This is a genomic window from Petralouisia sp., from assembly GCF_056822245.1.
This window is the reverse complement of record NZ_JBQIOP010000033.1, coordinates 1-18,637: the sequence shown is the minus strand read 5'-3', so window position 1 is coordinate 18,637 and position 18,637 is coordinate 1. Positions and strand designations below refer to the sequence as shown.

13 protein-coding genes are annotated in these 18,637 nt (G+C 45.3%); 4 read left to right on the top strand and 9 right to left on the bottom strand.

The features are described from left to right. Nucleotides 1-11: 11 nt before the first annotated feature. Nucleotides 12-3,101: an N-acetylmuramoyl-L-alanine amidase gene (locus ACTO17_RS13325; protein WP_482558273.1), complete on the bottom strand. Its 3,090-nt coding sequence runs from the start codon at nucleotides 3,099-3,101 to the stop codon at nucleotides 12-14. Between the two features lie 181 nt (nucleotides 3,102-3,282). Next, nucleotides 3,283-4,365, bottom strand: a complete 1,083-nt coding sequence (locus ACTO17_RS13320; RefSeq protein WP_482558272.1) for an LCP family protein — start codon at nucleotides 4,363-4,365, stop codon at nucleotides 3,283-3,285. A gap of 236 nt (nucleotides 4,366-4,601) precedes the next feature. Here ACTO17_RS13320 and ACTO17_RS13315 point away from each other — a divergent pair, with 236 nt between their 5' ends. Genes ACTO17_RS13315 through ACTO17_RS13305 form a run of 3 tightly spaced genes read left to right on the top strand, consistent with a single transcriptional unit; the run spans nucleotide 4,602 to nucleotide 7,651 of the window. Further along, nucleotides 4,602-5,744, top strand: a complete 1,143-nt coding sequence (locus ACTO17_RS13315; protein ID WP_482558271.1) for a hypothetical protein — start codon at nucleotides 4,602-4,604, stop codon at nucleotides 5,742-5,744. Nucleotide 5,745: 1 nt separating this feature from the next. After that, a complete protein-coding gene (locus ACTO17_RS13310) occupies nucleotides 5,746-6,813 on the top strand; it encodes a DUF6077 domain-containing protein (protein WP_482558270.1) in 1,068 nt (355 codons plus the stop codon). A gap of 10 nt (nucleotides 6,814-6,823) precedes the next feature. Beyond that, nucleotides 6,824-7,651, top strand: coding sequence for a hypothetical protein (locus ACTO17_RS13305; protein WP_482558269.1), 828 nt, complete (start codon nucleotides 6,824-6,826; stop codon nucleotides 7,649-7,651). A 71-nt stretch (nucleotides 7,652-7,722) separates the two neighbouring features. On the opposite strand, the gene ACTO17_RS13300 is transcribed toward ACTO17_RS13305, so the two are convergent. The 6 genes from ACTO17_RS13300 to ACTO17_RS13275 are packed head-to-tail and all read right to left on the bottom strand — an operon-like array spanning nucleotide 7,723 to nucleotide 12,268. Further along, nucleotides 7,723-9,297: a DUF4135 domain-containing protein gene (locus tag ACTO17_RS13300; protein ID WP_482558268.1), complete on the bottom strand. Its 1,575-nt coding sequence runs from the start codon at nucleotides 9,295-9,297 to the stop codon at nucleotides 7,723-7,725. A gap of 10 nt (nucleotides 9,298-9,307) precedes the next feature. After that, complete coding sequence (locus tag ACTO17_RS13295; protein WP_482558267.1) at nucleotides 9,308-9,592, bottom strand: hypothetical protein; 285 nt, start codon at nucleotides 9,590-9,592, stop codon at nucleotides 9,308-9,310. Nucleotide 9,593: 1 nt separating this feature from the next. Next, nucleotides 9,594-10,163, bottom strand: coding sequence for a vWA domain-containing protein (locus tag ACTO17_RS13290; protein ID WP_482558266.1), 570 nt, complete (start codon nucleotides 10,161-10,163; stop codon nucleotides 9,594-9,596). Between the two features lie 45 nt (nucleotides 10,164-10,208). Then, the gene (locus ACTO17_RS13285; protein ID WP_482558265.1) at nucleotides 10,209-10,766 is read right to left on the bottom strand and encodes a hypothetical protein; all 558 of its coding nucleotides are present in this window, start codon (nucleotides 10,764-10,766) and stop codon (nucleotides 10,209-10,211) included. A 7-nt stretch (nucleotides 10,767-10,773) separates the two neighbouring features. Beyond that, on the bottom strand, nucleotides 10,774-11,628 hold the full coding sequence (locus ACTO17_RS13280; protein WP_172539173.1) for a hypothetical protein: 855 nt from the start codon (nucleotides 11,626-11,628) through the stop codon (nucleotides 10,774-10,776). A 1-nt stretch (nucleotide 11,629) separates the two neighbouring features. Then, nucleotides 11,630-12,268: a DUF2589 domain-containing protein gene (locus ACTO17_RS13275; protein ID WP_482558264.1), complete on the bottom strand. Its 639-nt coding sequence runs from the start codon at nucleotides 12,266-12,268 to the stop codon at nucleotides 11,630-11,632. A 345-nt stretch (nucleotides 12,269-12,613) separates the two neighbouring features. Here ACTO17_RS13275 and ACTO17_RS13270 point away from each other — a divergent pair, with 345 nt between their 5' ends. Further along, nucleotides 12,614-14,452: a toll/interleukin-1 receptor domain-containing protein gene (locus ACTO17_RS13270; protein WP_482558263.1), complete on the top strand. Its 1,839-nt coding sequence runs from the start codon at nucleotides 12,614-12,616 to the stop codon at nucleotides 14,450-14,452. 225 nt (nucleotides 14,453-14,677) lie between these two features. Here ACTO17_RS13270 and ACTO17_RS13265 read toward each other — a convergent pair whose 3' ends face one another. Beyond that, nucleotides 14,678-18,388: a toll/interleukin-1 receptor domain-containing protein gene (locus ACTO17_RS13265; RefSeq protein ID WP_482558262.1), complete on the bottom strand. Its 3,711-nt coding sequence runs from the start codon at nucleotides 18,386-18,388 to the stop codon at nucleotides 14,678-14,680. Between the last annotated feature and the right edge of the window lie 249 nt (nucleotides 18,389-18,637).

The following is an 18,637-nucleotide window of genomic DNA, read 5'->3' as shown; positions in this document are numbered from 1 at the left end:
TCCTTTCCTGTTCAGCTCTCAATCTGTGCGGACACCGGATCTGTTTCGTCCCCATTGCCGGTGGCTTCTCCGTTGTCCCCGATGGCTGCTACCTTATAATAATATACCTGTTCCGGCAAAGCCGTGTCATCTGTATAGGTGCATACGCTTCTGCCGGTTACTTCTCCAATGCTCTCATAACCGCTTTCCTCATCTGTGCTCCGAAATACCTCATAGCCCACGGCTTTCGGCACTTTTCCCCAGGACAGCTTGATCTGCCCGGACTGGGAAGCCGCTGTCAGATTATCAGGCGTCTCCAAAACCCATTTTTCCAATGCTTTTGTGTAGCTTCCGTATCCTGTATATTTTCCGCTCCGATAGGGCCTGATTTTGTAATAATACCTGTTTCCCACCACTGCCGTAGTGTCAGAATAGCCGGGTTCATCCGTTTTCAGCTTGGCAATCTCCCGGTAAGGCCCGCCTTCTTCCTCACTGCGCATAATCTGGTAACCGGTTGCTGCAATCACATCCAGCCAGGTTAAAACCACCCCGTACTCGCCTGTCTCCATGGCAATGCCCGAGACACGCTTCAGATTTCTTGCAGTCACCGGTTTGGAATTGCCGCTGTAATTGGATACGCCGTTTTTCTTCACCACGCTTTCCACCGCATAATAATATTTTTTTCCGGTGGAAATGGTCTTGTCCGTATACTTCACCGTTTTGTTTCCGGAAATATTGGCAATCACCTGGTAAGTTCCCTTTTTGGAGGTACTGCGTTTAATCCGGTAGCCTGTAGCCTTATAATCCCGGTTCCATGATACTTCCATACTGGCGCTGCTTTTAGATCTTGCATATACCATGGTGGTTCCTGTAATGGTAGAACCTGAGACTGCCTTACAGTACCCGCTGTAACCTGTTTTTTTATTTACCCGATTCATGGTCTGTACTTTGTAATAATATTTTTTTCCGGTTACTAATTTCTTATCTACATATTTCGTGGTATTTCCATTCTTAATGGTAGCAACGGTTTTGTACCTGCCGTTTTTGGAGGCGCTTCTCTGCACCCGGTACCCGTATGCCTTAGAAACCTTCTTCCATTTTATCTCCAGGGAAGTGCTGGTCTTGGAGCTTACGCTTTCTATCTTCGTTTTCTTTACCGCCCAGCCGGAATAAACGGCAGAATAACTGCTGTAGCCGGTTTTCTCTCCGCCTCTGGCCCTGAGCTTGTAATAATATGTAGTCTGGGCCTTGACATTTTTATCGCTGTAAGCAGTTTTCCCCGATTTCAGCGTGGCAATCTTGGTATAAGTTCCGTCCTTCGCCTCACTGCGGAACAATTCATACTTTGTTGCGTCTGCAACCGGATTCCATGCCAGATCCACCTGTGCGTTTGATACGGACACTGCTTTTGTAATGCTTGGCTGCGTCAGGGTTTTGCCTGCATGAACGCCGGACAGCTCCGACTGTTCCCCATCTTCAAATACCGCGCATACCTTATAATAATAATATGTTCCTGCCGCCGCTGTGCCGTCGTCATACTGGGTTTTGGCTGTGGTTCCCACAGGGGCATAAGTTCCATTTTCCGCCGTACTCCGGTGAATCTCATAGGACACTGCACCGGGAACCTCATTCCAGATAATTCTCAGCTGCGTGCTGCTTCTGGACTGAATCGAGGAAATCTCCGGCGCGTCCTTTTCATTTTCATCCGCCTCGCCTTTCAGCGTCAATCCATAATAGGCTGCAATCCCCTGGGCGTCTGCAACTCCCAGATTGTTCAGCTTGGCGTCTGTGTTCAAAAATTTGCTGACGTCTCCGGAATTGCTTAAAAATGCATGTTCAATCAGCACTGCCGGAAAACCTGCCAGTTTGCTTCTTCTGATAATTGCCAGATAATCTGCCAGGGAACCGTCCGGATACTGGGTATTTGTCTCTGAATTGCGGATTAAAACTCCCGTGGCCCAGGTGGAAAGTCCCAGTGAAGCCAACTTCTGATAAATTGAGGTTGCCAGACCTTTCCCTTCTGCGCCGATGGCCGGCCGGTAATTGCTGTTGGGATAATACACCCCAACACCCTTGGCGCTGCTGCTTGCACTTGCATTTAAGTGAAAGCTTACGTAAACATCTGCGCCCTTGGCTGCGGCAAATTCCACCCGTTTGGCATTGCAGGTTCCGGAATCCACAATATTCCCTCCATGTGGGCAGCTTTGTGTTTCCCTTGTCATGTAAATGGTGATGCCGCCGTATTTCTCCAGCTCTGTTTTGCAGTATTTGGCAATTTTCAGCACCAGATCCTGTTCCTTGTATCCATGGTAGGATGCCCCGGAATGGGTGCTGTCATGGCCCGGGTCCAGTATAATCACCATGTTCTTTGCGCCCCGGGTTGTAAATTTGCGGGAAAGGCCCAAATTGCCCTCTGTGTTCCCCAGAACACCCGCAACGCTGTCCTCAGAAGCAGGATTGCCGTTTTCATCCATGGTCACTACGCTGGCTTTTACTTCTTCTAACAATTCCTGGTTCAGCAGCAGTTCATCCGGCTCAGCTTCCACGGCCTGATTGACGCCGTATACCACTTCCATATCGGTTTCAGCCAGAACCGCCCGGTAAGACCTGCCGTTCTGCTCCCAGGTAATTTTCGTCAGTTCGTAAATTCCTGCCGAATCTTCACTCTGGTACTCCATGGAAAAACGCGCCATATTGCCGGCAATTCCCGCTGCCTGAGCGGTCAGCTCCTGTCCGGTTGTCCGGTTTTGATACCAAAGCATGGCAGACTCCAGGGCGCTTCCTTCTTCTCCCAGACTGACTGCAATATTCTGTATGCCCGGCGTCTGAATCCATTCGCTTTCCTGCATAATAAAGTTTAAAATACCCGGTTCTTCCGCAGCTTTCTCCGCTGTTTTGGTATCTTGCGCAGGTGATTCTATTTCATCTGTGATTTCTCCTGTATCTTTCTTCGTTAGTACTGTCTCATCCGTGATTTCTTCTGTGTCTTTCAGCCTGCGTTCCAGTTTTGCCGGCTCGGATGAAGCCTTCTCTCCCTGATACGCCCATGCCTGGGTTCCAGGGGAAGTAATCATCATACATGCCGCTAAAAGGGCTGCCGCCATTCTTTTTGACGTTTTCATCTCTGTACACTCCGTTTCTGTTCAAAATTCTTTGTACATCCTGTCATCTCGGGTCGTTTTTTATCCTATCATAATTTTTTCTCCCGCACAACCATCTGCCAGAAACTTACATAAATTTTACACAAAATTGCCTGCGGCCTCCCCGAAGGGATACCGCAGGCACAACTTATCTGTTCCTATATTAATATCCGGTATTGGACTGAATGGCTGCACTGACGCTCTGAACTGTCTCTGAAGGCGTATAGTTCTCATTGTCATACAAAAAAGCATGAAGCTGCTTCACATTTTCTGCCAGATTCACCGGAACCACCGCATCTCCGGCGCTTCCCACATTGCCTGGCGTTGCCTTATCAAATGGAAAGCCCGTATTCTCTCCCATATGATATTTGGTGATATTTCCCGCAAGCCCCAGCATCTCTGTCAGGCTTAAACTGGTGGAAATCTGGGGCAGCATCTTGTCCAGAAGAGCGTTTAACGTCATCAAATCACACTGTTTTGCCTTTTCAAACATCTTGGTAATCACCGTACGCTGACGCTCCGTTCTCTGATAATCCAGGCCCACGTAACGGATTCTGGCATATGAAGTGGCCTGCACCCCGTCCACATGGACATTTTCTCCCGGCGACACCGGGCCGCTGTTATGGCCGGTTACCTCGTTGGTTTCCACAATATAGCCGTTGAGCCATTCTGCCTCTTCCGCCGTAATATCCAGTTCAATGCCGCCTAAAGCGTCAATAGCGTCCACCAGCGCGCTGAAATCCACGCTGACATAATCCGTAATATTCAAATCCAGATTCTTATTCAGCATCTCAATGGCCTGCTTGGGCCCGCCGTTGGCGTAAGCTGCATTGGCCTTGCGGAAGGTGTTGTCTCCGATATCCAGATACGTATCCCGATAAACGGAAGCCATTCGAATTTCGCCTGATTTTTTACTGATGCTCACCACAATAATTGTATCGCTGTTTCCTCTTTCAAAATTGCCGGTGGAACGGTTGTCCAGTCCAAAAAGCGCAATATTGTCATAACCGTCCAATGTTTTTTTTGTATCCACAGACAAATCATTTATCTTAACATCCTTGTCCTTGATGTCAATTCTTCCCATCTTTCCGTATTTACTCCAGACATAGGCCGCTGCCAGTCCAATTAATGCAAGGATTACCGCCAGTATTGCCAGTATAACCTTCCTCTGCTGACGCTTTTTCCGGTTGGTTTTCTTCTTTTTCCTTCTGCTGTATTCTGTCTGGTTCCCTGTATTTCTCGCCATGTTCCTGTCCTCCTTACCAGTTCTTATTCTTACCTGTAAACCAAATATTATGTTGTTTTCCCACTGATTCTTAGTGAGTATACCATAAAACAAGGGGTTTTTCTACACATATTTTCCATTTCATCTATTGCTTTCCTGCCTGATGTAATGTAAACTAGGTTACACTAGTAATGTAATTTACATTACCAGAAATACAACGTGCAAGCAACAAAAGCAAAAGATTCGGGGTATTAATCATGAAATCTGTCTCAAATAAATTTCTTTCTTTTTGCAAGTTACATTTTTTTCTGACTATTTTATTCCTTTTTCTGCTGTTTGCAGCAAATTGGATACCGGAAGAACGGATTCTGGAGCATTCCAGCTCTTTTCTTCCTCACAATCCGGAATATTCCACACTCTGGAACAGCCTGCTGAATCAGGACAGCGGCTACCGCTGGAACGGCATCCAGGTATTGCTGCGCCCCCTTTTATACCTGTTTCACACCGCCCAGATCCGTTATCTGTGCATGATTGCTTTTTTCCTGCTGTTTTTCGGCGCCGCCATGCAAATCAGCAGAAAACTGGCTCCTCCCTTTGGATTTATGTTCTTTTTTTCCTTTTTATGGGCAGATATTCTGCCGGTGTCCTATTCTCTGTCCCAGGCAGGCTGTTTTCTGATCACATTTTCAGCAGTTCTGGTGCTGCTGGGTAAAACGCCCCGCTATGAGAAAGAGGACCCCCAGCGTTTATACCTGATTTTTTACACCATTGGAGCGGCAACTGTTTTTCTGGACGATGGAACAATCCCAATCCTTACGCTGGGCATCCCCCTTACCATTGCTTTTCTTTCCATCCGAAAGTTCAGCAATATGACCGGCATCCGGAAAATTCTGGCCCGCTGCTCCCTGTTCTGGGGACTTGGCTGTCTGTTGCTGACGGCATCCAAATGGCTGATTGCCCTTTGGGCCACCGGGAAAAATTTCTTTCCGGAATATATTCGCCGATTGTGGGAGGAGAATTTCGGCACCGCCTGTTCTCTGCCCCAGATTTTACTATCTCTGTACAGTAACCTGAAAGAATTTCTCTCCCGGGCAGACTTCGGAATCAAAACGCTGGCCATTCTGCTGTTGATTTTAACAGTATCATACCTTGCTTTATTTGCCGTGGGCCACAAAATCAAAAATGCCTGCCTGGCCCTGGTTCCCCTGGTATTTCTCAGCCTGCTGCCCTTTGTGTTTTATCTGCTGACTCCCGCCCGGGGACTGGCCCACGCAGCCTCTGCCTCCCGGGCGCAGATTGCGGCCATGTATCCGATTCTGCTGTTCCTTTACAGTATCCTTGACACGGAGCGCCTCTGGAACAAGATAAGCACTGCCATGAAATCACTTTGGAGGAATTGATATGATTTACTATCTGTTATGTTTGGGAATTGTATTCTTTTATCTGACCATCAGCTACATGCTGGGAGATTTATTTCTGCACATGGTATCCTCTGAGGAGCAATCTGTCTCTTACCGGGTTCTGCTTGGATTTTTCTGCTATTATTTTCTGTTTCAGCTTATGGCCATTCCGCTGAAGCTGACCCTTCAGCCCTTGTCCCTGCTGACAAAGCTCTGGTGGATTTTTATTCTGGCAGTGATGATCCTGTTTTCTTTTCTGCGCCGCAAAACTTTTCCGGTGCAGAAAGCTTACCTGCAGGAGCTTTTCGCAAAACAGAAACGGCCCCTTCTGTGCCTGGTTCTGATCATCCTGATTCAGCTTATCATGGTGAATTATAACGGAGAAACTTACGCCCTGTGGGATCAGTCTTATTATATCGGAGACGTCAGCGCTTCGGTATATACCGATTCCATCAGCCAGTATGACCCTTACACCGGCGCTTTGCTGAGCAAATTAAATGCAGAGTATCTGTTGGAAACATATCAGAACCACAGCGCCGTCCTGTGCCAGTTACTGAGAGTTCCCCCGTTAATGGAAACCAGAATTGCAGAAGCTTCCATAATGGTAATTCTGGCTAACCTGATTTATTATCAGCTTGGCCTGCAGCTTTTTGGGAAAAATTACCGAAAAAAAGGCGTTTCCCTTGTCTGTTTCCTGTTCTTGCTGAACCTGTTCAGCTTCAATCTGTATACCGGCGCGGAATTTTTATTTTTCCGGGCTTTTGAAGGAAAAACCGTTCTGGCCTGCATCATTCTGCCGATGGTCTTTCTCCTTTTTCTGAAAATCGCCGGAAACCACCAGAAGCGCAGTCACTGGTGGGAGCTGCTTTTAGTCATATCCGCCAGCTTCGGACTGAATATGTCAGCGATTTATATGCTGCCCTTTGAACTCAGCATCTGCCTGATTCCCTTAGGGCTGTCAAAGAAAAGTTTTTCCATCTGGTTTCGGTATGCCCTCTGCATGATTCCCTGTATCCTGTACGGCGGGGCTTATCTTGTGACCAAACATTACTTCTTTTTCTACACATAGGAGGCGCGCAATGCAGAATTTATATGAACTGGGAATGGATTTCCTGAATAAAGCTTTTGATGATTCTTTCTCAAATATAGAGTTCTTCTTCCTGGCCTATGCCGCAGCCTTGGCCGTATTCTGGCTCCGGAAAAAACAAAATCTGAAATCATTCTTTGTATATCCGGCTGTGTTTGCATTTTTTACGGTGTTCAATCCTTATCTTATGATACCCATTGCGGACAAAATCGGACTTGCCCCCAGAATCCGGCGGATTTACTGGCTTCTGCCGGTGAATCTGGTACTGGCCTTTGCCATGACGTGGCTGATTTACGTGCTGTCCAAACGGTGGAAACAGGCCGCAGCCGTCAGTTTGTGTATCCTTGCGGCTGCCTTTTTCGGCGAAAGCCAGTGGAAGCATATGGTTCCCGCTGAAAACGGATATAAAATTAAAAACGAAACAATAGAAATCGCCGATATGATTGAAAAAGACGCCGGCACTGACGAACCCAAATCCTGCCTGTTTGCAGATTTGCAGTTATTGGAGCTGCGTCAGTATGACGCTTCACTTTTAAACGCCATCCGAAGAAAAGATATGGCAGACTGGCAGGTAAATCCTGCAGACCCGGACTGGGTTCAGCGGGTTCTCAATAAGAAAAACAGCCGGCGGATTCTGACGCTTGTCATGTACTACGGACTTCAGATCGAGCCTGCCATTCTGGAAGAACAAATGGACAAACATCAGATTCAGTATGCCATTCCCAATAAGAATAAAGGGTTGGGAGATTATTTTGGAACTATGGGATATGAACTGGTGGGGGAAACGGAGAATTTCCAAGTGTTTCGGAGAGAACGGTAACGGCAGCTGCAGCAATACACCCCATTGCTGCAGGAAAAAAATTTTCTTGCCGAAAGTCTCCCGGAATGCACTCAAAAAATCCCCTCCACCTTCTCTTTCGCCTCTGCCATCGCCCACCATTCTATCTCATTTTTTAAAATAACCGTCCATTCATTGATCTTAAAGCCATTCTCTTCTACCGGAACCAGCAGGCTGCCGTCTGCATACAGCCCCGTCATTACTCCATTTTCATTTTTTACCTGAAACATGGGGATATCTCCCTGAAAAAAATCACGCTCCACGATGCCAGCCAGCCGCTGTTCTAGCTGTTGGGGCTCCTCCATAAGCCTGGCCCCCTGAAATATCCGCTTCAGCTCTTCTAAAATTTCCTCTGCTGTAACGCAGATCATCTCGCCCCGCCTCTGAGATTCCCGACAGCAAAATTCCATTTTTGAATAGAAATCCCCGGTCTTTACCGGAACAATTCTGGCCAGATATTCCCTGCCCAGAATTTCAGCATAAGTTTTTCCGAGCTTTTCCTTTCCCTGTCTGCCCAGGGAAGCTGCTGTCTGAAATCCCTCAAGCACATTTTCCCGAATCAGCGGATCGTTGAATCTGAGTGTTCTCTTTGCTCCTGTTTCATCCTCCACAACCTCAAAATTCACCTGATTTTCTATCCGAAAGGACGGCAGAAACGCGTGTTTCAATATCTCCAGGCTCATATCATTCATTTTCTTGCTCATCGTAATTTTCTTTTGGAACGAACATTCCCCGTCGATAAGCACAGGCCCGGATTCTGTGGCGATTATATTTTCGTAATGCAGATCGCTGACTCCATATATTTTGCAGAAATACAATAAAACGCCGAATTTTCTGTAATATGCTGCCGCATTCTGTTCACTCATAGCCCCGGCAAAGGTTACATACTCCATATATCCAGTATGCTCTTCATCATCCAGCAGGGTAATCCCTACCGCCGGAATCTTCAATTCTTCCGGCAGCAGTTCATTAAACTGAATCAAAGCCTCATTTAGCAGGGCGTCCGCCCGCATATCCCGGGGTTTATACACATATTGCTTTCCCTTCCATATAAAAACATATGGATTCTTCCCGCCGCAGTGCAAATCTCCGCTGGTGGGATATAACAAAAGCTGTGCTTCCCCGGTCACGGCAGATAATTTTTCCCGGATCATTTCATAGCTTTTCAGATAATTCCTGTGTTTCTGATCAAACAAAAAATAGAACCTGGACTGAATATCTGCTCTGTAATTCTCATCCAGTTCAAGTCTTGTCCCCATTCCCAACAGCAATGACACCGCCTGATATGCCCGCTCCTGAAACACCCGGCGCAGTTCTGCTGTCTTTTGCAGAAGATACTGAATGATATAGGGATTCTTTCTGCAAATGGAAAACCCGGTTCCCAGAGACCCTTCCACCTTCTGCAGGACTTCCCAGGACTCTAAAAAGTACGCAAAATCCTGCCCGGTCTGCAGCGTTTCCAGAAAGCAGATAATCCCTTCCCTTGTTTCTTGGGTGCATTCTCCGCAGTAAAACCGTTCCAGATTTTTCAGATGACTGGAAACATTTTTTCCGCCAAAGTTCTCCCCGATTCTGATTTTCAGATTTCCCACTGCAGCATCATATTGCCTGCGCTCCTTCTCTGTCATGCTCCATCTCCTATCCGATCCATATAGATTCTGATTTTACGCAGGAAAAGGGCTGTCCCGTCACCTGATTGATCCCCTCCACCGTAAACTCCGCCTCATACACCCCCGGAACCTCCGGCTTCTCCAGAATAGGCTTGCGTATAACAGCGCTCACCGTAAGCCCCTCTAAGATTTCTTTCTCACATTCCGCCTGCAGCCGGAAAGATACCGGCTGATTTCTCTCTGAAACTCCCGGAGCTATTATGTCGATTTTTGTCTTGCAGTCCAGCGAAACAGCGCCGATGGTACCGCCCATATCATCTCCCAGGCCCGCATACTGAATTAGGCACTTCCACTTGCCGGGTGGGCCTGGTGTAGATTCTGCTTTTCTTATTCTTATCCTTTAATTCTTTAAAATACTCCTCCTTGATCCAGTTTCCCAGAGCCCCGATGTAAATGGGCGGCTTTGGCCCTAATACTTCACAGGGATTCTGCCCCTCATTGTGACAGCCGTCGCTGAACAGGAAAAAAGCCTTTTTTCCTGCGTCGGATGTTTTGATCATTTCATTTGCAAGGGTAAGGGCAGATGAAATATTAGTTCGGCCGCCGGCAGAAATCCTGTCAATGGCCGCTCTGGCCTCGTCCTTTTCCCGGCTGGTCTCCACGCCCCCGCTCTCCTCCACATTTACCGTCACAATATGGGGACTGGCGCCTTCCGGGTAAATCCATTTTGCTTTTGAATGAAAGGCATTTACTCCCATCTGATCCCCGTCATAAAATTTATCCACAAAAGCTTTGGCGTCCAGTTTCACCAGTTCTACTGTTTCTCCCTGCATGGAGCCTGAAATATCCAGCATGGCAATACATCCTATGTTATCGTTATACATCCTTTTCCTCCTGTTCTTCTCCTCTGTCTTTTGCGTATCGAACTGTCACTCATCCGGCAGAACCGTCCGCAGTTCTTTCTGCAAAAGACACCGGGCGTTGCCATAGCCCACTGTTCCTATCACATTGGTAAGCGCCGGCATCAGCTCTGTATCCCGCTGAAGCATCTCCATAAGCGCCCCCACATCCTCTGCCTGGGCAGTCCCCTTCACATATCCTTTTGAAACAGCCACAGCAGCCAGTTTTCTGCATAATACGCTGCTCTCGGAAATTAAAGTTTCCGTCCCGCTGAAATATTGCCCGATACACTCCTTCGCCCGCCTCAGACATTCAATCCCGTTTTTCTGTTTCATCAGCCGCGCCGTCCTTCCGCTTTCATAGCCCGATTCCCTTCTGGCCGGAAGATAATTCTGCATCTCTCCCCGTATCAGAGCAAAATCCGCACAGATGGGCAGCTGATGCTTTTCTGCAAGCCTTTCTGCCTCTGACAGCCATTCTGCCGCCGCTCCCATGGCAGAATAGGAGCCGGCAGACACCAAATCCGCAGCTTTGGGCAGCTTGATTAACAGGGAATGAAATTCTTCTATTACTTTTATACTCAGCATACTCTTATTAACTCAGGGCTAAAAACCTGTCTGTCTCTCCTGTTTCATCATCTCTGTTTACAATAAAATCAACGTCCTGCTCCCGGATTTTAATTTTCATCCGCATCACCTGCTCCGGCGTGCAGTTCTGTTCCATCTTGCCGGTTTCCGGAATAATCAGCACTCCCTCCTGCTGTTCAAAAATCTCCTTGAATTCAAAAAACATTGTGCTTCCTATAATCCGGCACATTTTCTTCAGGGAATTTTTATTGATAAAAGGCGTCTGCTCATCGGGATATATGCCGAATTCCTGTTTCGTCACGCTCTTTAACGTCTCTGTAAATACATCTGTAAAATCCAGAAGCTTCATATCGGAAATCACATTTTCCTTAATATAAGTGTCCATATACTGGTTCATCAATGTGCAGATGGAAGCCGCCGACCGTTTATAGGATTCTTTCAAGTCCGGCAGCTCACTCAGTTTGATCACCACCGCTTTTTCTTTCTCCCCGGAATCAGCCGTAATTTTCACTCCCACCTCCTCCGGCTCAATTGTGCCGTTCTGCCTGAATACCCGCTCCTCCTGCTTTTCGTAGTAACAGTTTTTGATATTGCGGTATAACAGCGTGGGAAGGACTTTTTCTATTTTCATCAAAAGCTTTTTCATCTCTTCCTCGCCCACCTTCACCTGCTGCACGCCTGCAATCTGAACCGGAACGTCTATTTCCGCTTCTGAAATGGTATAGCGCGGAACCGGCATTCCCTTTAACAGCGGATTCACATGATATTCCTCTGAAATAGAGGCTGCGCATGCGTCCGCCATCTTTCTTGCCTGCAGAAAATCAGACATTAACAGCCCTGTAAATTCACCTAACGTTATCATTTTACGATTCCTCCGCAACTTCCGTCTTATCTTTTTCCGTTTGTTTCTTTCCTTCCTCTGTCACCTGGATAATGGAATCCTCCAGAATTCCCAGCAGCCGCTCCACCCCTGCCGGCATATCATCCTGCACGGCATGGACATGGACATTCAGGGAATAATCCTTCTTCACCGTATCTGACATGCTGCTTTTCTTCTGATTGGAAAAAGAAGCGTTCAGCTTGATTCCCGTTTTAAATTTCCATCCATTATAGCCTGCGTGGGCCTCTGTACTTCCGCCCGCCGTAGTATCCTTAGAACTTTTCGTCTCTTCCACGGAATTGATTTTCACATTAAAATCAATGGTGGCGTCGTCTACCCGGATAAAGGGAATCGGCACCATGGAAAGAACCGGCACCTTCAGATTGGACACTGTCTGCGTCTTTTCTCCCTTCTCATTCTCCACCTGCCCTTTGGCATACTGAAAATCCACATAAACCGGCTCCATCACGCCTGTGGCCTTATCAGTGGTAAAGCCCACGGACTTGATAAATTCCACCGTTGTATTAGCCGCCTGGCTCTGAGCCTCCACGATGGCGTTCAGCGCCCCTCCGATAATGCTGCCCAGGCTGATGGACGCAATTTCATTTCCATAATTCGGCATACTTTTCTCCTCTCTTTTCCATAATAAATATTCGGTTCACCTAAAACATTCTCCGTCTCTCATCTATCATAGCATATCCATAAATCATTCCCGAAGTCATTCCTCCATGTCTGAATTATATCATGGCAGCATAATGATTGAAAGAACTATTCCAAACTCATCCAGTAAAAATCCATGTAAATGGAATTCCTCCCTTGTTTTCCTTATAACGCCAGTATATTACTCCGGCGGTTAAAATCATTGATATTTAACCGCCGGAGTAATAAAATAAAAAAGAACGGTTACAGGATATGAGGTATAACTTTATTTGTGTGTAACAATAATTTTTATAGAAGGAGGAGAATCATGAGAGTAATTTTTTGCGAACCACAGTTAACCATGCAAACAGTTGACAATGCAAATGCTTTTTTTGCGTCATGCCGTGAAATTTTAGATACCTATGTAACAAACAGATTATATATTTCCACAGATTTTCAAATAGCTCAGCTTTTAGAAGATGCTGCCGACTCCAATGATATTTTTATTTTTTTCAATTCAGAAAAAGGCGCTTATCAAAAGAATTTCCTCAAGCTGATAAAAAAATATGCGGACGTTCAAAGCCGGATATGGGCAATCGCTATGGAAAAAAATCCGGAATGCAGACGTCCTCCAGAGCCGGTGTCTGACAAACAGAGTTTTGACGTATCCTGCCGGAATGAGAACCGAAACCCGCTGAAAAACAATATGAGGGCAATCGCACAGATTTTTGCCAGAAAAATCATTGCCCAAACTCTTTCGCCCCTCTATCGCGACGAAGTTTTATATTTTATCAGCCACCGGCGCATAGACGGAGAGCATATAGCGGCAAAGCTTGCAGATGAACTGAAGCATTTAACAAGGGAACGGAATGTTTACCGGGATGTGGTTCATGTGGAGGTGGGAGACGACGCCCAGAAAGATATTGATATCAATCTTGCCATGAGCGATGTGCTGATATTTCTGCAGACAGAGGAAGCGCAGAATTCTCCTTATATTATGAAAGAGCTATGCTACGCGCTAATTTATGATATCCCTATTTTGTGGATTCAAATTGATAATGCACCTTATTCCAATATGGAAATACGTCCAGGAGAGCGTCCCATGCTCTGCTATAAAAGCGAAGAGTTTGACTGTCAGGAACGGTTAATTGAAATTACTGATGAGATTGAAGAAACATGTTTTCAACTTATCATGAACTCATCCAATCAGGTATTCTCCTATATTGAATGTCTCAGGGACTTAGACGATGCAAAAAAGATAAAATTAATAGGAGATACAAATGCCATATTGGCCTATGAGATAGAGTATAAAGAACAAACAAAGGATATCTATGACAAAGGAATTAAAAAACATTACATTCAATGTTTTGGAAGAAATCCCCAAAAAAGCGACATAGACAGATTTATTCAAAAGGTAAAGCAAGCACAGACATACGAAAAAAGCGACCGCTTATTCCTGCTTTCCAACCATGGGCAGAGGGAAAAATCCATAGGCGATGCAAAGGTAACAGAAGAAAATTTTGATGATTATATTATGAATCTTGAAAATGTATCCGGTGTGAAACGCCAAAAACGCAACAAGAGAATTATTCTTTCCGGCGCATTCCCGGACTGTGATGAGATTTACAAAAATTCTTTGTTAGAAGCAGTTCTGGTATACTCCAGGGAAATCATTAAAAATGGATATACATTGGTTTTCGGGGCGCATCCAACCTTTCAAAAACTTATCTTTGACATTGGAACATTATATGCCTCCGATCTCAGGTATTCCATTGAAATGCACATGGACAAAGCATATCTTCCTGAATATAATTTAGAAGAATTGGAAGAAACATGTACGCTTATACTATCAGACGGATTGCAGGAAATGCGTGAAAATATGATTTGCCGCCAAAAAAGCGAACTATTAATTTGCCTTGGCGGAAAAATAAAAAAAGATAAATCCAAACAGGGCGTGGACAGAGAAGTCAAGCTGGCAAGGAGCGTAAATCTTCCGGTCGCTTTAGTTGGAACAGTAGGCGGACGTTCCAGCGAATACGCTTATGAAATGATTCAAAAAGATGCCTGGTCTGAATTGAATCCCTGGGATAAGGATCTCAATGAAAGTCTGTTTTATAATGTGAATCACCGCCTGATGATTCGGCGGCTGTTAAATGCGATAGATTGAAATATGTGCATGAACCTTGAAATCTAACCGCACAGCACTTCACACATAACAACTGCTGCTTCCAAATAAAGGGTGTCTGTCGGAAAATGGAATTCGCTCACAATAGATTGCCATAATATCAAAACGCTCACCATATGCTGCGAAAAACAGCCATTTCCCGGCAGCCCCTTTATTTCGTGTTTTTCTATCTTCTTCAGGATACTTTCCAGTCTGCAAAGTAATTTCTTACATTCCATAAGGCCGCAAAGGAACATAGGGCTGAAGCATTAAATCACAGCTTCCATCCTCATCGTAAAACGCAATGCGGGTAACCCTGCGGGACTGGCTCACTACAGGGCCTCTGCTCCATTGCCCCAACTCTGCATGGTATCTTGCGCCGTCCGGATTTGTACGCCCATTGATATTTAACTCTGCCAATGATACTTCCCCGTTCACGTCCGTCAATACGTTCCCTGCCGCATCATAAAACACCGTATCTTTAATTTCACCATTTTCCGTATACGTAATTTCATAACGGCTGAATCCAAACTTACAATTTGATTCTATCCCATTTTCATCCAAAAATTTTCTCTCTTTTTCCCTTCCATAGTCATCATACTGAAATTCTGCAGAAGCAAACCCTTCCGGAATACACACCGGCTTCAAATCCGTGTCTAAATAAGTTCTTTTTGTTTCCAAACCTAATTCATTGTATACGGACTCCCATCCGGCGAGTACGCTATATGCTAATACCGGGTTTCCTGCCTCGTCATAATATTCTTCCCGGCACTGGTTTCCATAAGAATCATAGTACAGATTTTTCCTGGCTATCCGCTGGACATTATCCGGCGCTCCCGAAATCTCCCGGGATTCCATTATTTTTTGCCCATTTTCATTATAGGACACATGATAGGTAAGGATTTCTTCTCCTGTTTCATCCAGAAATACTGCTTCTGTAATATTTCTTCTTTGATCCACAGTTTCACGAATACAAGAATATCCATTTGGAATCTTAATCGATTTCCCGTCCGCACCGAAGAATGAGAGCTCTGTCATCATGCCATTTTTATCAAATTCACATCGATAAAAGGCATATCCCACCTTTGTAACCGTCAGGTTATCATTTTCGTCATAATAGGCACACCCAATCAGATTATTCCATCTGTCATATTCCATTTCTGCCTTTGCATACCCGTACCTGCACAAAGTCTTTTGCCCCTTTTCATCCAGGTACTCCCTGAAAGTCTCAAATCCATCCTTATTATACTGATATCTCACATGCTCTGTCTGTTTCTTCTCTTTGTCATAGACCTTCCGATCCAGCACATTCCCCCGGTAATCCAAGGTTTGTATAATCCTGTGAGCCTTTGTTCCGGTTACGGTCCGGGTCTCCATAGGCGCTTCTTTCGCTCCATAGTACTCTGCTTTTGACAAATGCCCGTAATCGTCATAGGTATAATACACATCATTAAAATAATTTTCCGGCCCTGTCCCATCCGGCAATACATAACTGTCCCGGATTAATTTTCCTGTCTCATCATATTTTTGGAGTTTTGCGGAAAAGGGATAGTCTGACGTCAGGTTTCCTTCTTCGTCATAATATTCTGTTTTCTCAGGATTTCCCCCTTCGTCATATGCAAAGACCACTTTCGCAAAAAAACGTTCTCCTGACTGAACGCCTGATGCATCCATGGAACGATCCGCTGACAGTTTTCCCTCTGCATTATAATAGGATGTGGATTCCAGCAATCCCCTGTCGTCATACTCATTTTCTATCCTCGCATAATTGCCTGGAACGTTCACTAATTTATCAAATTGGTTATAATACGTGACGCTTTCAACATTTCCGCCGCCGTTATAATATAATTCCTGCTTGGCCCAGGAGCCGCTGAAGGGAATTAACTGCCCTTTCGTTCCATAAACCTCAACCAGCCACAGGTTATCCCGATCATCATATCCAAAAGCAGCTTTATGATAGCCCTCAGTGCAATACACAGACTCTCCCTTTGTCCCATAATAAGACACTGACGCTAATCTCCCTTTCGTGTCAATCTCATTTTTTTTGCAGAAATATCCTTCCCTGGAAAAAATCTCTTCCCCGGAAACGCCATAATAAGCCTCCTCCCTCAAATACCCTTTGGCGTCAAATTTACGCTTGATGCGAAACGCCTGGTTGTCCATCACAAGGGGCTGATTGTCTGAACCGTAATAATCTTCCTGTAAAATATTCCCGCAGGGATCATAATCCAGCTTAAGGACAGCATATCCGTCTTTGCACAAGATCCGTTCCCCGTCTCCATTCAAATATTCCGTCACAGCAGGATCGCCAAATTCATTATATTGAAAGGAAACGGCGTGAAATTTATCTTCACAAAATACAGGCTCTTGTTCCGTTCCGTAATAAGCCCTGTGTTCTATTTGCATTTTATCATTATATCGTTCCCGGCAGACAGCGTATCCCTTTCCTGAAATCACTAAATTTCCATCTATCCCGTAATATTCTGTAACCCTTTCCGCTCCATCTTCTTTCATTTTCATATAAGCGAAGGCATCCGGCCCATAGGTCAGTTCATCTTCCAGCCCATAATAAGCCGCACAGCTGACGGCGCCATTCTTTCCATAGGTCAGCTTCAAACCGGAAACCCCATTTTGATTTACCGTTCTCTCCTCTTTTCTGTTCAGAAAGTAAACAGAAGTAATGCGCCCCTGAGAATCATAGATATACTCCTCGCCTGCAATGCCTTCTTCATTGATGGCATAATTTACCCCGGACATATACATGCGCCGAAACAATTTTCCCTCTTCATCCATGTTCAGGGCGTACCTGTCTATTTTCATCCGGTTGGGAATTCCATAAGCATTTATACTGGAAATGGGATATACCTGCCTGCTGACATATTGATTCTCTTGAAAACTGACGAACGCCATATCCGTGGCATAAGAATAGGTCATCTGCACGATTCCATTCCGATCTAAATACTCCGCCACATCCAGCTTTCCATTATCCCTGCATTTGTAAACAGCAATCATCGGCCCATATGGATGATTCCAGGCATCCTCCTCCACCGGCGTGTTACAGGAATTAAGGTGCTCTAACCGAATCGTCCTGCTGGATTTTCTGGTGGTAATGCTGTAATAATCCGAAACTTTCTTCCTCTCATTGTCTGACAATTCATGGACGCCTACTGGTTTCTCATCTACAAGAACATAATCCTGATAAATCCTTTCATGGGGTACCCAGTAATCATATCCCCAGACAGAACACAGCCCCAAAACTGCCGCACCCATGCCGGCAGAAACCGTCTGCAGCCGACGCCTTATTTTGTCCCTTCTCCTGAATTCCTCCACATCCGATAATGACAGCAGTTCAATGATCAGATCGGTCCATGCATCCCGCTTTCCCTGCCTGTTCCGGGGAGCCTTCCATTTTCCCCATTCCCTGAAGTCATACCACCTGATTTCATTCCTGTCTATGTACTCCTTTAAAAGATAGTGAAAACAGTCTCCCGTTTTCGGATCTCCGTCTATGACAACTGGGATGATATTTTTATAAGGCTTATCCTCTGGATTTTTGTCCATAAAAGTACGGATCTCAAATCCAATCCAACCTGTTTCTGCTGGATTCTGCCTCCAATCTATCTGCTGGGGACTGCTCCACTCTTTTTCCCCATTTACCGGAGAAGCGCTTGCCCGGGAACATAGCACAATCAATTTATCTGAAATGTTAAGGCTGTCTATAATATTCTGTTTTAATTCCGCCCCATACAGATCCGGATTATCTACAAAAATATGACGGATATGGCTGGTTTTAATACCATTCTCCTTTCGGATTTTCCCCGGAATGCGGTATCGTTCCAATTTGCGCTGTAACTTTAACGCAAATTTTTTGTCTGGCTCCCTATGGCATATAAAACCGTAATAATTGTGAAATTTCTCTCTTTCAGTCCCTTTTTTCACTTATCTCATCTCCCTCTGTGCGTTTGCCAGCTTTTATCCAGACTTGTTCTGAATGGGGTGAAGATCAATTTCAGGCGTATTCTGTTCATATGTACAAGACTTTTAAACATTTGTAGTGTCACACCATAATTTCTTTCAATATCCTTACTATCACCACTTTACAACTTTTCCATAAAAAAATGTCATACAGGACTTTCTGATGTATAATAAGTTTGCAAACAAAAAATACGAAAGAAAGTGATCCTGTAC